The sequence below is a fragment of the Streptomyces sp. NPDC033178 genome, from assembly GCF_055577685.1.
In genome coordinates this window covers 359,824-374,416 of the sequence record NZ_JBVIPT010000006.1, presented here as the reverse complement: position 1 = coordinate 374,416, position 14,593 = coordinate 359,824, and the positions used below count along the sequence as shown (strand labels likewise).

The window sequence follows — 14,593 nt, the reverse complement described above, 5'->3', positions numbered from 1 at the left end:
CAACCACTGCCGGTTACACCCACCGTGAGGCGGCCCACAGGACCTAAGTCACTTACTAAGCGCGGTCGTAGATCATTCTCCTTGTCATGTGCACGGTCCTATCACCCCTGACCTGCGGATTGAGAGCCACGTCACAGAAGGACCTTTTGCGGCGGATACGACCACAACTAGCAAAAGGGGTCATTGCGGACGCCCTCCGAGCCTGTTTCTCTGGAGGAGTCGCAAGGCGCCGACGAGCCCACCCGGGCCTCGGCGCCGACGCATGCCAAGGCCTTACGGGTCACGGCGTACGAGCGACCGCCACGTCCCCGAAGGAAAAGGTTCTCTGTGTCCATCTCCACCCGCATCCGCCGCATCGCCACTCCGAAGAAGGCCCTCACCGGTGCCGCCGTGGCCGCTGCCACCGCCGGCATGGTGTTCGCGGCGGGCCCCGCTCAGGCCGCGGCCCCCGCGAAGGCCTCCCCCACCTCGGCCAAGGCGATCGCGCAGAAGATGATCCCGAACGACTCGCAGTACAAGGCGTTCAGCAAGATCGTCGAGCACGAGAGCGGCTGGAACGTCACCGCCACCAACTCCTCCTCCGGCGCCTACGGCCTGGTCCAGGCCCTGCCGGCCTCGAAGATGGCCTCCGCCGGTTCCGACTGGAAGACGAACCCGAAGACCCAGATCAAGTGGGGCCTCGACTACATGAACGACCGCTACGGCAGCCCGACCGGCGCCTGGAACTTCTGGCAGGCGAACGGCTGGTACTGACCGGCCCGCAAGACACCCACGCGCACCCAGGCGCACCCCCGTACGCGAAGGCGGCGGCCCCCGATCCCCGGGGCCGCCGCCTTCGCCATGCGCCCGTGGGCGTATCCGGACTCCCGACGGGTCTCCGTGGTGGACTTGACCACACCCCACCGAGCCAGCCCTGCCGACCGGAGGCCTCATGAGTTCCGAAGAGACGGAGAAGTCGGGAGACACAGGGGACAGAGCAAGGACGGACAGGGCGGCGGACACGCGAACGCCCGACCCCGAGGCACGAGGACTGCGGCTCGTGCCCGTGCTGCTGGCCCTGACCGTGGTCAGCGGGCTGATCGACGCGGTGAGCTATCTCGGCCTTGAGCACGTCTTCACGGCGAACATGACCGGCAACGTGGTCGTGCTGGGCTTCGCCGCCGCCGGTGCACCCGGCTTCTCGGTGCCGCACACGCTGACGTCGCTGGCCGCCTTCCTGGTGGGCGCGGTGGCGGGCGGACGCATCGCGGTACGCCTGGGCAGCGGCTCACGCCGGACCTGGGCCCGCCTCACGCTGGCCGCCGAGGCGGTACTGGTCGGCGCGGCCTCCGTGGTCGCCTTCGCCGCACCCGACGCGACCGCAACCGTCTATACCCTCATCGCGGTAACAGCCTTCGCGATGGGCCTGCGCAACGCGACCGTACGCAAACTGGGCGTCCCCGACCTGACGACCACCGTCCTGACGATGACCCTGACCGGCCTCGCGAGCGACTCCCGCGCCGCGGGCGGCAGCGGCCACCACTCCCCACGCCGCACGGCCTCGGTGATCGCGATGCTCGCGGGCGCCCTGCTCGGCGCATGGCTGGTACTCCACCACGGCCTGGCCATTCCGTTGCTGGTCGCGGCGGGGGTGGTGGGGGTGTTGGCAGTGGTGGTGGCGGGGCGGGAGTGAGGGCGGCTCACTTGCAGTCGAACCACACGGCCTTCGGCGGCAGCCTTGCGGAAGGGGCCGCTGTGGACTTGAGTTCACCGGCACGGGGCAGAATCCCTGGGCACTGGATGTCGACTTCCGGAGGCGCGTGTGGGCTTGGCGGTGGACATGTCGGTGAGGAGCTTCCTCCGCAGCCGGTTCCGGACACTGAGCGACGGCGGATACGCCGGCCTGGTGTTCCTGCTGGCACGGTCCGCCGACAACCCGGACCTGCATCGGAGGTTCTTCGAGGAATGGACCGACATGCACGACCTCACCCGTCGGTATCTCGGGGTGATCACACCGGCTCCGTCCTACATCCGAATCGACGAACGTTTCCCGATGAGAAACGAAGACGGACCCATGGTGGGCGGCCTCTCCTGTCTGGGTGATGACAAACGACTGAACACGCCCGCACCGGGTGCGAAGTCCACCTTCCGGATGGAGTCCCGGACAGCGGACGAGCGCGTGACCATCACACCGACCCTGCCCCCATCACTGCGCGAGCATCAGGTCGCGCTCACCGTCGTCGCCACCGAGATGCAGAAGTTCTTCGGGATCTCCGAGGCGCTACTGCCCTGTGCCGTCATCGTCTCCCTCCAGGAGGAGCGAGCGTTTGTCGTGCCGTTGAGCGACATCTTCAGTCTCTACGCTCTTCTGAAACGGATAAAGATCAAACTGGAGCCGGTTACCACCAAGATCGACATGAAGGATGCGGAACTCGCCCGGGCCAAGGAGGCCCGGCTCCACCTTCGCGGCAAGGGCGAACTGGGAACCCTGCGTCAGAAGGCCGACGCGACGCGCCGTGATTGGGATGCCCAGCTGGACTGGCTGGCGGATGACCTCGCCGAGATCGCGAGGGCTGGAACGACAGAGGATGCAGAACTCTGCCGGTGGATGAAAGCACGTCTTCGCAGCGCTGAGCCTCTGACAGCCGAGGAACGGGAATCCGCGCGAACCCTGCTCCACCATCTCGGAGCATCCGGAATCCACGGAAGAGTGCCGAAGAGGCTACGGCGCACTCTTGCAAAACTGAACGCCGGATACCCGGACAGCCACGACGTAATGGTCCGGTTCGCAGCGGTATCCGCGGAGGAACAGTCCATCGAGACGAGGATCGGGCAGCTGAAGGCGCAGACGGACGAACTCGCCCAGGAACTGCGTCTCGGCAAGGCGGTCGTCGATGCCGTGCGAGATTTCGGACTGACACCCGTCGGTCCAAGGGGCCTGCTGGACTGGCGAGAACTCACCTGGCCGATAGAGGTGATGGGACCACTGAGGCCGACGTCGCCCGAGCGCCGATTCCCGTCGGCCCCGGAGTCCGTGGTGAACCGGCTGAACGACACCACCCAGGGAAATGTCGTCCAGGCCGGCGCCATCCACGGAGACGTGCACTTCCACGATCACACCGGAAGCGACGACAACACCTGAGGCGCGGTGTCCAACAGCGGTCCCACACATGATCTTCCAGTCGCAGCGGGAGATGCGCGATCATCTGCAAGCTGCGGCCCGACAGTGCGGCTACAAGCGCTGGATGATCGTCCCGGTAGCCAGCGCCCCGCCCGCGCACATCGTGATGAGGGCGAACTCCTTGTCCCTGCGCTCCAGTTCATGGAGTGCCGTGGTGATGAGCCGCGCACCGGTGGCCCCCACGGGGTGCCCGAGCGCGATCGCGCCGCCGTTGACGTTCACTTTCTCCAGGTCCTGTTCGAAGACCTGTGCCCAGCTCAACACCACTGACGCGAAGGCCTCGTTGACCTCGATGACGTCGATGTCCTTCAGCGACATGCCCGCCTTGCCGAGGACCGCCTTCGTGGCGTCGATCGGGCCGTCCAGGTGGAAGTGCGGGTCGGAGCCGACCAGCGCCTGAGCCACGATCCGCGCCCGCGGACGCAGTTTCAGCGCCCGCGCCATCCGCTTGGACGCCCACATGATCGCCGAAGCGCCGTCGGAGATCTGGGACGAGTTGCCGGCCGTGTGGACGGCCGTCGGCATGACCGGCTTCAGGCCCGCCAGCGCTTCCATCGACGTGTCACGCAGACCCTCGTCGCGGTCGACGAGCCGCCACATGCCCTGCCCTGCCCGCTGCTCGTCCTCGTTCGTGGGCACCTGTACGGCGAACGTCTCCCGCTTGAAGCGCTCCTCCGCCCACGCCGCCGCGGCCCGCTCCTGCGAGATGAGGCCCAGCGAGTCCACGTTCTCGCGGGTCAGCCCCCGATGGCGGGCGATGCGCTCGGCGGCCTCGAACTGGTTCGGCAGGTCGACGTTCCACTCGTCGGGGGTCGGCTTGCCCGGGCCGTGCTTGGAGGCGGCTCCAAGCGGCACTCGGGACATGACCTCGACGCCACAGCTGATGCCGACGTCGATGACGCCCGCCGCGACCATGTTGGCGACCATGTGGGAGGCCTGCTGCGAGGATCCGCACTGCGCGTTCACGGTCGTCGCCGCCGTCTCGTACGGCAGCCCCATCGCGAGCCATGCCGTACGGGCGGGGTTGCCCGACTGCTCGCCGGCGTGGGTGACGGCTCCGCCGACGACCTGCTCGACGCAGTCCGCGTGGATGCCCGTACGGCCGAGGAGTTCTCGGTAGGTCTCGCCCAGCAGGTAGGCGGGGTGCAGGTTGGCGAGTGCGCCGCCGCGCCTGCCGATGGGGGTGCGCACGGCTTCTACGATCACGGGTTCCGCGGCCATGGGGAGTTCCTCTCCTCGGGTCACCCGCGCGGCGCGGGCGTCCCGGCCCACCCGCCACGCCGAACTAGTACGCGTTCTAGTTCTGTCTGCAGTCTGCTGACCCGGCGTCCGTCACCGCAAGGGTCGTGCAGCTCCCGAAGTCGCGATCTGCACGACTTCCGCACGCAATTCGGGTCGTCGCGCCTCTTGCCACTTGTAGAACCCGTTACTACCTTCACGGCAATTCCCGGTACCTGATGGACCGTCAGAACACGACAGAACCCGACCGCCGGAACACGACTGCCAGACCTGACTGCCAGACCCGGCTGCCGGCACTCGACCGACAGAACCCGACCGTCGCACGACCTGGAGTTGCCGATGACCTGTCCAGCGCTGCCCGACGGGTTCGATTTCACCGACCCCGACGTGCTGCACCACCGCGTGCCCTTCCCGGAGTTCGCCGAGCTGCGTCGGACCGAGCCGGTCCGCTGGATCCCCCAGCCGCCCAACCTCGCCGGTTTCGGGGACGAGGGCTACTGGGCCGTCACCCGGCACGCCGACGTCAAGTACGTGTCCACGCACCCCGAGTTGTTCTCGTCCACCCTCAACACCGCGATCATCCGCTTCGGCGAGCACATCGAGCGCGACGCGATCGACGCCCAGCGGCTGATCCTGCTGAACATGGACCCGCCCGAGCACACCCGGGTCCGCCAGATCGTCCAGCGCGGCTTCACCCCGCGCGCCATCCGCGCGCTGGAGGAGAACCTGCGCGGCCGCGCGGGCCGGATCATGGAGACCGCGCTGGCGAACGCGGGCCCCGGCGGCTCCTTCGACTTCGTGACCGAGGTCGCCTGCGAACTGCCCCTCCAGGCGATAGCCGAGCTGATCGGCATCCCGCAGGAGGACCGCGCCAAGATCTTCGACTGGTCCAACAAGATGATCGCGTACGACGACCCGGAGTACGCCATCACCGAGGAGATCGGCGCGGAGTCGGCCACCGAGATCCTCGCCTACGCGATGAACATGGCCGCCGACCGCAAACAGTGCCCGGCCAAGGACATCGTCAGCACCCTGGTCGCCGCCGAGGACGAGGGCAACCTCGGCTCGGACGAGTTCGGCTTCTTCGTACTGATGCTGGCCGTCGCGGGCAACGAGACGACCCGCAACGCCATCACCCACGGCATGCACGCCTTCCTCACCCACGCCGACCAGTGGGACCTCTACAAGCGGGAGCGCCCGGCGACCGCCGCCGAGGAGATCGTCCGCTGGGCGACACCCGTCGTCTCCTTCCAGCGCACGGCGACCCGGGACACCGAACTGGGCGGCAAGCAGATCAGGAAGGGCGACCGCGTCGGCATCTTCTACTCCTCCGCCAACAACGACCCGGAGGTCTTCGAATCGCCGGAGGTCTTCGACATCACCCGCGACCCGAACCCACACCTCGGCTTCGGGGGCGGCGGCCCGCACTTCTGCCTCGGCAAGTCGCTGGCCACCCTGGAGATCGACCTGATCTTCAACGCGATCGCCGACGCGATGCCCGGCCTCCGGCTGGTCGGCGACCCGCGCCGGCTGCGCTCGGCCTGGATCAACGGCGTCAAGGAACTGCAGGTCAGCGCCGGTTGAGCCGCCGGTGACCCGCTACGCGGGAGGCAGGGGCATCCCCCCTACGCCCCGCCCCTGCCTCCCCCGGGCCCCAAAGGGCTGCCCCGCGCCCGAAATCAGGTGAACGTTTCCGGTCCGTTACGCGTCTTCACGGATGGCACAGCCAATTCACACCTTCGAAGACTTCGAACGGAAAAGCCGAGCCGTGGTCCCAGCCGAACTGTCCCTCGTCCGGCCGGAGGGCGCGGCCGCCTCCCGGAAGCGGGACCTCCGCCCGGTTTGGAGGCGGATCCGCGTTCCCCTCCTCGCCACCCTGCCGACCGTGCCCCTGTACATGGTGTGGTGGCTGTTCCTCGCCACCGGCGGCGGTGATCTCGCGGCGCAGGAGGCCTGGGCCGACTTCGCGTCCCGGCACGGCGGTTCGGCGTACAGCCTGTTCTGGTACGGCGGGATGCACACCGCCAACTACAGCCTGATCTCGCCCTATTTGATGGCCGCCTTCGGCGTGCGGACGGTCACCGTAGCGTCGGGGCTCCTCGCCGCCTGGCTGGCCTCGGTCCTCATCGTCCGTACGGGGATCCGCCGGCCGCTCGGCCCGGCACTGCTCGCCTCGCTCGCACTCTGGTGCAACGTCGCCTCAGGGCGGACCACCTTCGCCCTCGGTGTCGCGCTCGGGCTCGCGGCCTGTGTGCTGCTGACCCGGGAGCGCCGCCTGCCGCTCGCGGTGGCGTACGCGGCGCTGGCGGCCATGGCGAGCCCGGTGGCCGGACTGTTCCTGGTCGTGGCGGGCGCCGGCCACGCCCTCGTACGGGACCGGGTGCGGGCCGCCACACTGATCGTCCCGCCGGTCGTGGTGGTGGGCACCACCACCCTGCTGTTCCCGTTCACCGGCGAGCAGTTGATGCCCGCGGCACGGATCTGGCCGCCCGTCGTGATCGGCCTCGTCGTCCTGACCCTCGCGCCACGCGGCTGGCGGGTGCTGCGCTGGGGCGCCGTCGTGTACGCGGCCGGGACGGTCCTCACGTATCTGATCCCCTCGCCGGTCGGCACGAACGTGGAGCGGCTGGCCGAACTGTTCGCGCCCGCCGCCCTGTTGGCCGCGCTGCTGGCGGTACCGGCCACCTCGACACCGGCCGGGGTGCCCCGCAGACGCAGCAAGCAGAGACGTGTGGCGCTCGCCATGGCGCTCGTCTTCTCCGTGGGCTGGGTGGGCAAGAAGACGGTCGACGATCTGCAGGTGTCGACGGCGGTACCGGCCTGGGCCCACGACACCACCAGCGTCGTGGACGCCCTGGACCGGCTCGGCGCCGACCGTACGCGCGTCGAGGTGGTCCCGGCCCGCAACCACCGCGAGGCGACCGCCCTTGCCCCGCATGTGAACCTGGCGCGCGGCTGGAACCGGCAGCTGGACATGGAGCGGGGCAGGCTCTTCTACGACGGGACGTTCTCGGAGAAGACGTACCGCGCCTGGCTGGACCGGTGGGCGGTCGGCTTCGTCGTGCTGCCCTCGGGGAAGCCGGACGGCTTCGCGGAGGACGAGGCACGCCTGGTCGCGCGGGGCACCGAGTGGCTGGAGCCGGTGTGGCGGGACGTCAACTGGCGGGTCTACCGCGTGCGCGGGGCGGTGCCGCTCGTGTCGAAGCCCGCCACCGTAGTGCGGGCCGACAGCGCCGCGGTCCTCGTACACGTCCCGCGGGCCGGCTCGGTGACCGTGCGCGTCGCCTTCTCGCCCTGGCTGTACGCCGAGGGCGGCTGCCTGGAGAAGGCCGGCGAGTTCACGCGGCTGACGGTGACCGAGCCGGGCGAGTACCGGATCAGCTCGGGGTACGGTCCTTCGCCGGGACCGGCTCCGCGATGCTGACCTCCGCCTCCTCCGCCGCATCCGTCTCCTCCGCCGCCGGTTTCGTGAGCGGTCGCGGACGCGGTCCCTGGAGGAGGTAGGTCAGCGCGAAGCCCGCGCCGACGACGGCCGCGCCGCCCGCCGCGTCCAGGACCCAGTGGTTGGCGGTCGCCACGATCGCGGAGACCGTGAACAGCGGGTGCAGCAGGCCGAGGGCCTTCATCCACCACTTCGGGGCGAGGATCGCGATGACGAGCCCGCACCACAGCGACCAGCCGAAGTGCAGCGAGGGCATCGCCGCGTACTGGTTGGTGAGCGCGGTCAGCGTCCCGTAGTCCGGCTGGGAGAAGTCCTGCACGCCGTGCACGGTGTCGATGAAGCCGAGGCCCGGCATCAGCCGCGGCGGGGCCAGCGGGTAGAGCCAGAAGCCGACGAGCGCGAACAGCGTGGCGAAGCCGAGCGCCGCGCGGGCCCAGCGGTACTCGGCGGGGCGCCGGACGTAGAGGACACCGAGGACGCTCAGCGGCACCACGAAGTGGAACGACGTGTAGTAGAAGTCGAAGAAGCCCTGCAGCCACGGGACGTCCACCACCGCGTGGTTGACCCAGCGCTCGACGTCGATGTGCAGGAACTTCTCGATCGCGTGGATCTGCTCGCCGTGCTCCTCGGCGGTGGCCCGGCCCCCCGTGTTGGTGCCGCCGGTCGCCGCGAGTCTGACCTGCTGGTACGCGGAGTAGCCGACGCGGATCAGCAGCAGTTCGAGCAGCAGGTTCGGGCGGGTCAGGACCCGGCGCAGGAACGGCAGCAGGGGCACGCGCTTCCACCGCGTGGGCACCGACTGCGCGTACTCGGTCGGGATGGGCGACCGGTAGTACTCCGACGTACGGGACAGAAACGGAACCACGGTGGCCGCGGCGAGGGCGGCGAGCAGGACGACGTTGTCACGCAGCGGGTAGAGGGCTGCCATGTTCGGCAGCATCATCTTTGCCGGGAGCGTCATCACCAGGATGACGGCGACGGGCCATACGTACCGGTCGCCGGCCTTCTTGCCGACCCGGCCGACCAGCGCGAGCAGCACCCACAGCAGCTGGTGCTGCCAGGTGGTGGGCGACACGGCGACGGCGACACAGCCGGTGATCGCGACCGCGAGCAGCAACTGCCCGTCGCGGGCGTACCGCACGGCGCGGCGCAGGCCCAGTACGGCGACGGCCGCGCCCAGCGACAGGAACAGCGCGATCTCCAGCGGGCCTTCGAGGCCGAGCCGCAGCAGCGCGCCGTGCAGCGACTGGTTGGCGAGGTCGTCGGCGGGCCGCCCGAGCCCGACTCCGGCCAGGTGGTGCACCCAGTACGTGTACGAGTCGTGCGGCATCGCCGCCCACGCGAGCACGGTGAACGCGGCGAAGGTGATCCCGGTGGAGGCGGCTGCCCGGCGGCGGCCGGTGAACCACAGGAGCGGCGCGAAGAGGAGCACGGTCGGCTGGAGGGCCGCCGCGAGCCCGATCAGCACCCCGCTCGCCCGTTCCCCGCGCACGGCGAAGCAGCCGAGGAGCACGAGCAGCACGGGAATGATGCTGGTCTGGCCGAGGTACAGCGTGTTGCGCACGGGCAGCGACAGCATCAGCAGGCTGATCGCGACGGGCGCGGCGAGCAGGGCCGTGCGGCGGCTCACGGGCTGTGGCAGGGCGCGCGCGGCGACCAGGCCGAGGGCTGCGACCAGCAGCAGTGTGCCGAAGGTCCAGCCCCAGCCGAGGGCCTGTTCGGCCGAACGGGTGAGGGGCTTGAGGACGAGCCCGGCGAACGGTGTGCCCGTGAACTGGGTCGAGTCGTACAGCGACCCGTTCACATGGAGTACGCCGTCGGGTCCGACCCAGGTCTCCAGGTCCGTCAGCCGTTCGCCTTTCGGCGTGCTCAGGACGACGGCGACCTGCCGTACCGCCAGGACCGCGGCGATCAGCCAGAGGCCCGCGCGGACCAGTCCCAGCCGTGCCTTCGCCGCTCCGGGCGCCGCCGCCCCGAAGGCATCCCCTGGTCGCCCACCGTGCTCCACATTCGCCACGCGCCGTCGGCCCTCCCGCCCCGTTCGTCCCCGGTGTCCCATGGGGCTGGGTGCGTCTGTTTCCTGTTCGAATCCTAAGAGGCTCGCACTCCCCCCGCCGTGAGACGCAGGCAACCCCCTCTTCACCTGACGTCCTTCAGTCTTTTGTCCGGATGGAGGTGTTGTACGGCCGGTGTGGCTCCCTCGCAAGCCGCCGCGAGCCCTCCGCGAGTCGCCGTGGGTGGAATACAACCACCCAACCTGTCGGTAACCGGCTATATTCAGCGACGGAACTAGTTAGCGCACCTAACTAGATAGACGAAAGGCAAATCCGTATGACCGAGCCGCAGCTCTGGCACGACGTGGACGACTACTTCACCGGCCTCCTCGCCCCGCCGGACGACGCCCTGACCGACGCGCTGAAGGACAGCGACGCCGCCGGACTGCCCCATATCAACGTCGCCCCGCCGCAGGGCAAGCTGCTGCATCTCCTCGCCGTGATCCAGGGCGCGACCCGCATCCTGGAGATCGGCACGCTCGGCGGCTACAGCACCATCTGGCTGGCCCGCGCCCTCCCGCAGGACGGCAGGCTGATCACGCTGGAGTACAGCGAGCGACACGCCGAGGTGGCCCGCCGCAACCTCGCCCGGGCCGGGCTGGACAAGATCACCGACGTCCGGGTGGGCCCGGCGCTCGACTCCCTGGCGAGGCTGGCCGGCGAGGGCGACGGGATCACGGCCCCCTTCGACCTGGTCTTCATCGACGCGGACAAGGTCAACAACCCCCGCTATGTGGAGTGGGCCGTGAAGCTCACCCGCCCCGGCAGCCTGATCATCCTCGACAACGTCGTCCGCGGCGGCGCCGTCACCGACGCCACCAGCGACGACCCGAGCGTGCGGGGCACCCGCGAGGCCCTCGACCTGTTCGCCACACACCCGAAACTGACCGCCACGGCGATCCAGACGGTGGGCTCGAAGGGGTACGACGGCTTCGCGCTGGCGCGCGTACTGCCGTAGCCCCTCCCTGACCGCTGCAAGCTCTCGCCCTTCGGGGGTCAGGCCTCGTGGTAGAAGCCCACGTTGACGCTGCGGGGGCCCGTACGGTCGTAGATGATCAGTTCGCCGGAGCCGCCGAGGGGCAGCTTGGCCGTCCCGCCGTACGGCAGGATCTGCGGGGCGGCCCCGCCGACCAGGGTGAACCGCACCTCGGACGAGGGCTCGTCGTGCGAGCCCCGCAGCCAGGTCACCTGCCAGCTCCCCTCGGGCCCGCACAGGAACTCCAGGTGCACCCGCGAGACGAACAGCCAGTCGTCGGGCGTCGCGAGGCGGCACACGCCCCGGTCCCGCCCCACCCGCAGCACGGCACCCGGCTCGCTCGGCGCGTCGGCCATCTGCATACCGGCCGTCGCACCGGCTTCCGTCCCGGACACCGTGGCCATGGTGAGTTCGAGCACGTGTGCTCCTTCGTTCCCGCGCGTTCCCGCGTTCCAATTGTCCCGCGCCAGGACGCGGTTGACGCCCCGGCGAGGTGTCGCCGCCGAATGATAATTCGCCCGGCCCCACACCGTCCGGCGCACTTCCGCCTCGCTCGGTGCACTCCCGCGCCGCTCGGCACGGTCGCACACCGTTTCGGCACGGTTCGCGCACCGTCCGGCACAATGGACGCATGACCGAGCGCAAGCCTCCTGGTGTCAGCTTCGAGTCCTGGGTCGACAAGCAGATCCGCGATGCGGAGGCCCGTGGGGAGTTCGCCGATCTCCCCGGCATGGGCAAGCCGCTGTCGAGCGGTCCCGACACGTCGTACGACGAACTGTGGTGGATCAAGCAGAAGATGATCCGCGAGGGCCTGACCGTACTGCCGCCGACGCTGGCCCTCCGCAAGGAGGCCGAGGACGCCCTTGAGGCGGCTGCCAAGGCCCCGTCGGAGCAGGCGGTACGGCGGATCATCACGGAGATCAACAAGAAGATCCGCGAGATGATGTTCAAGCCGCCGCCCGGCCCGCCGCTGGGCCTCAAGCCGTACGACGTCGAGGAGATCGTCCGCGAGTGGCACGAGCGGCGCGCCGGCTGACTCCGTCCGCGCCCTCCTCCCCGTCCTCGTCCCCGTTCCCGTTCCCGTACTCGTCGAGACCGCGCCGCCCTCTCGGGGCACGGGTGAGGCCCTGCCCCGACACATGGCCCGGGGCAGGGCCTCGCTGCGCAAGATGCCTATGGTGTGCGGGAGTTCGCGGACGTACAGGGGTTCGCGCGGGCACGTGGGTTCGCCGACGTGTGCGGGTTCAGAGCCGCAGCAGCCGTTCCGCCAGTTCCCGGTAGTCCCGTAGGGCCAGCCGGAGTTGTTCGGTGTCGGCCTTGTCCTCGCCGGTGGTCTGCCAGGACGTGCGGAGCGTGCGGCGGCGCTCGGTCACTGCGTCGGTGAAGCGGGCCGCGACCTCTTGGAGGACCTTGTCGGCCTCCTCGACCGAGCCGCGGGGGCCGTCTATGAAGCCGGCCACCGCGTGTTGTAGCTGGAGGCTCCACTTGTCGCCCGCGTCGGGGGACATCAGGCGTCCGCCGGTACCTCCGGCGGTTCCGGAGGGTGACTTGGCCTGGGTTGCGGCCGGGGCGCCTGGGACGCCTGTGCCTTCGGGAGTCCTTGAACCGGCCGCCGTGTTCTGGTGCAGGTCGGCCTGGGCTGATCGCGCAGTTCCCCGCGCCCCTGACGGGGCGGGTGTGCCTGAGCCGGTGTCGGGAGCGGGGAGCCCTCCGGGAGTGGCGGGCCTTCCGGGAGCCTCGGCCCGGCCAGCAGCCTCGGCCCGGCCAGCAGCCTCGGCCCGGCCAGGCATCTCGGTCCGGTCAGGCATCTCGGTCCGGCCGGGTGTCCCGGTCCGGCCGGCAGCCTCGGTCCGGTCAGGTGCCCCGGCCCGGTCGGGTTCCTCGATCCGGTCGGGTTCCTCGATCCGGCCGATGACCCCGGTCCGGTCGGGTGAACCGGCACGGCCTGCGGCCTCGGCCGGGTCAGGTGCCCCGGCCCGGTCAGGTGTCTCGATCCGGCCGATGACCCCGGTCCGGTCAGGTGCCTCGGCACGGCCTGCGGCCTCGGCCGGGTCGGGTGAGCCGGCCCGGTCGGCTGAGGTCTGCCGGTCGGGAGAGAGGCGCCGGTCGGCGGAAGTCCGTCGGTCGGTCGACGTCCGCCGGTCGGGAGACGGCGGCTGGTCCGCCGACGTCGGGGTGTCGTTGCGCCGGTCCTGTGAGGGTCCGGTCGTCTTGTTGTCGTCCGGCATGACTCTCAACTCCCCTTCGCATGGCGCCTGTTGAGTGCCCACGGCGCGTGCAGGCGGCCGCGGGAGCTGTCGGTGTCGGTGTCCGTTCGGGTGGCCGCGGGGGCTTCCTCGGTCTTCTTCCGGGGCTCGCCCTTCCCCCTGGACAGCGCCTTTTCCTCCCCGCGGACCGGGGCCGTCAGGTCCTGGAAAAGTGCGCGGGCCTCGACCAGTGCTTCGCGCAGTTCCTCCGTACCGGCCGCCGCCTGGCCCGCGCCGGAGCCGGCCGTGGGCGCGTGCGCGGCCCGGTGGACGCGCCGGTAGCCGTGGACGTGGTGCGCGTGGTGCACGGAGAGCGCGTCGAGCTGCTCGTCGTAACGGCCGCCGTCCGGGAACCCGCGGGCGCCGGCCACCTCGGCGATCAGCCGGTCCGCCTCGACGACGGCGTCGCGCGGCGAATCGACGAACTGCTCCTGGACCGCGGTCCAGCGGACCATGTACCGCTCCCGCGCCGCGGGCTCCAGCGGCTGCTCGCGCAGCGATCCGTGCCGCTTCACCCGCTCTTCGAGTTCGTGCTCGGCGGCCTTGGAGTCGCCGTCGTGCCGGGCGACGGCCCGGTCGTACTCGGGCCCGAAGCGCCGCTTCAGACCCCGCCCGCCGCCCGCCCCGCGGGCCGCGACGGACCGGGCGACCACGGCGGCCACGAGAGCCACCGCGACCACGATCAGAAGGATGATCACGCCTGTGGACATGGAATGCCTTCCGGGTTCTGGGCCCAGTGGGCCGCTTCCCCAGCCGGGTTGCCCGGACGACGGTCCCCAAACAGCGCTCGCGACATCCGTGCGGCAGCGCGTCGACTGCGGAGGTAATTCACTTGCGGACCACGTACGGGGCCTCGTGACAATGCCCGCCATGGAGATACGTACTCCCGGTGCGCCGGCGCCCTGGACCGTCGCCCCCGAGCCGTTCGACTCACCGGCCGCGGTCGCCCTCTGGCGGGCGTACTACACGGAGGTCAGCGACCGCTGGTACTGGCTGCACCGCGGGCACGACACCGACCCGGCCGAGCTGGAACGCGAGATCGCCGCCGACACCGGAGCCGAATTCGCCCCGCCCGTCGGGGTGTTGCTCGTCGCGCGGCACGACGGCGAGGCGGCGGGCATGGCGGGCGTACGGCTCCGGGACGCGGCGACGGGCGAGCTCAAGCGTGTCTTCGTACGCCGGGATCTGCGGGGCAGGGGCGGCGGTGCCGTTCTGCTCGGGGCGGCCGAGGCGGCGGCCCGGGAGCTCGGGGCCGGGCGGCTGATCCTCGACACGCGGGGCGACCTGGTGGAGGCGCGGGCGCTGTACGCCCAGCACGGCTACGCGGAAACCGAGGCGTACAACGACGCCGTGTACGCCGAGCACTGGTTCGCCAAGCGGCTCACCGCCTGAGCCGCCCGCCCGTGGTCATGTCCCACCCGTAGCCATGTCCCGCCCGTAGTGATGTCCCGCCCGGCACGTCTCGCTCGTCGACTG

Annotated in this window: 13 protein-coding genes; 8 read left to right on the top strand and 5 right to left on the bottom strand. The window is 70.3% G+C overall.

Annotated elements, in window-relative coordinates; genetic code table 11:
- Positions 1–327 precede the first annotated feature (327 nt).
- From ACZ5VQ_RS17970 to ACZ5VQ_RS17960, 3 genes are all read left to right on the top strand, one after another.
- On the top strand, positions 328–753 hold the full coding sequence (locus ACZ5VQ_RS17970; RefSeq protein ID WP_055618274.1) for an aggregation-promoting factor C-terminal-like domain-containing protein: 426 nt from the start codon (positions 328–330) through the stop codon (positions 751–753).
- Between the two features lie 178 nt (positions 754–931).
- Positions 932–1,672 (top strand): YoaK family protein, encoded by a 741-nt coding sequence (locus ACZ5VQ_RS17965; RefSeq protein WP_469105722.1) that lies wholly within the window; start codon positions 932–934, stop codon positions 1,670–1,672.
- A 129-nt stretch (positions 1,673–1,801) separates the two neighbouring features.
- On the top strand, positions 1,802–3,121 hold the full coding sequence (locus ACZ5VQ_RS17960; RefSeq protein WP_469105721.1) for a hypothetical protein: 1,320 nt from the start codon (positions 1,802–1,804) through the stop codon (positions 3,119–3,121).
- 90 nt (positions 3,122–3,211) lie between these two features.
- Here ACZ5VQ_RS17960 and ACZ5VQ_RS17955 read toward each other — a convergent pair whose 3' ends face one another.
- Positions 3,212–4,381 (bottom strand): steroid 3-ketoacyl-CoA thiolase, encoded by a 1,170-nt coding sequence (locus ACZ5VQ_RS17955; protein WP_469105720.1) that lies wholly within the window; start codon positions 4,379–4,381, stop codon positions 3,212–3,214.
- 357 nt (positions 4,382–4,738) lie between these two features.
- Between ACZ5VQ_RS17955 and ACZ5VQ_RS17950 the strand changes: the two genes are divergently transcribed.
- Both ACZ5VQ_RS17950 and ACZ5VQ_RS17945 read left to right on the top strand, forming a co-directional pair.
- Positions 4,739–5,983 (top strand): cytochrome P450, encoded by a 1,245-nt coding sequence (locus ACZ5VQ_RS17950; RefSeq protein WP_362074886.1) that lies wholly within the window; start codon positions 4,739–4,741, stop codon positions 5,981–5,983.
- A 184-nt stretch (positions 5,984–6,167) separates the two neighbouring features.
- On the top strand, positions 6,168–7,823 hold the full coding sequence (locus ACZ5VQ_RS17945) for a hypothetical protein (RefSeq protein ID WP_469105719.1): 1,656 nt from the start codon (positions 6,168–6,170) through the stop codon (positions 7,821–7,823).
- Here the strand turns inward: ACZ5VQ_RS17945 and ACZ5VQ_RS17940 are convergent.
- Positions 7,777–9,858, bottom strand: coding sequence for a bifunctional glycosyltransferase 87/phosphatase PAP2 family protein (locus ACZ5VQ_RS17940; RefSeq protein WP_469105718.1), 2,082 nt, complete (start codon positions 9,856–9,858; stop codon positions 7,777–7,779). The two genes, ACZ5VQ_RS17945 and ACZ5VQ_RS17940, sit on opposite strands and share 47 nt — an antisense overlap.
- A 314-nt stretch (positions 9,859–10,172) precedes the next feature.
- On the opposite strand from ACZ5VQ_RS17940, the gene ACZ5VQ_RS17935 reads away from it, so the two are divergent.
- Complete coding sequence (locus tag ACZ5VQ_RS17935) at positions 10,173–10,853, top strand: O-methyltransferase (RefSeq protein WP_469105717.1); 681 nt, start codon at positions 10,173–10,175, stop codon at positions 10,851–10,853.
- 38 nt (positions 10,854–10,891) lie between these two features.
- On the opposite strand, the gene ACZ5VQ_RS17930 is transcribed toward ACZ5VQ_RS17935, so the two are convergent.
- Positions 10,892–11,290: a hypothetical protein gene (locus ACZ5VQ_RS17930; RefSeq protein ID WP_362074877.1), complete on the bottom strand. Its 399-nt coding sequence runs from the start codon at positions 11,288–11,290 to the stop codon at positions 10,892–10,894.
- A gap of 212 nt (positions 11,291–11,502) precedes the next feature.
- Here ACZ5VQ_RS17930 and ACZ5VQ_RS17925 point away from each other — a divergent pair, with 212 nt between their 5' ends.
- Positions 11,503–11,907: a DnaJ family domain-containing protein gene (locus tag ACZ5VQ_RS17925; protein ID WP_359841476.1), complete on the top strand. Its 405-nt coding sequence runs from the start codon at positions 11,503–11,505 to the stop codon at positions 11,905–11,907.
- Between the two features lie 208 nt (positions 11,908–12,115).
- Here ACZ5VQ_RS17925 and ACZ5VQ_RS17920 read toward each other — a convergent pair whose 3' ends face one another.
- Together ACZ5VQ_RS17920 and ACZ5VQ_RS17915 are read right to left on the bottom strand one after the other, a co-directional pair.
- Positions 12,116–13,099 (bottom strand): hypothetical protein, encoded by a 984-nt coding sequence (locus tag ACZ5VQ_RS17920; RefSeq protein WP_469105716.1) that lies wholly within the window; start codon positions 13,097–13,099, stop codon positions 12,116–12,118.
- A gap of 5 nt (positions 13,100–13,104) precedes the next feature.
- Positions 13,105–13,827 (bottom strand): hypothetical protein, encoded by a 723-nt coding sequence (locus tag ACZ5VQ_RS17915; protein WP_469105715.1) that lies wholly within the window; start codon positions 13,825–13,827, stop codon positions 13,105–13,107.
- A 160-nt stretch (positions 13,828–13,987) separates the two neighbouring features.
- Here ACZ5VQ_RS17915 and ACZ5VQ_RS17910 point away from each other — a divergent pair, with 160 nt between their 5' ends.
- On the top strand, positions 13,988–14,509 hold the full coding sequence (locus ACZ5VQ_RS17910; protein ID WP_469105714.1) for a GNAT family N-acetyltransferase: 522 nt from the start codon (positions 13,988–13,990) through the stop codon (positions 14,507–14,509).
- Positions 14,510–14,593 lie beyond the last annotated feature (84 nt).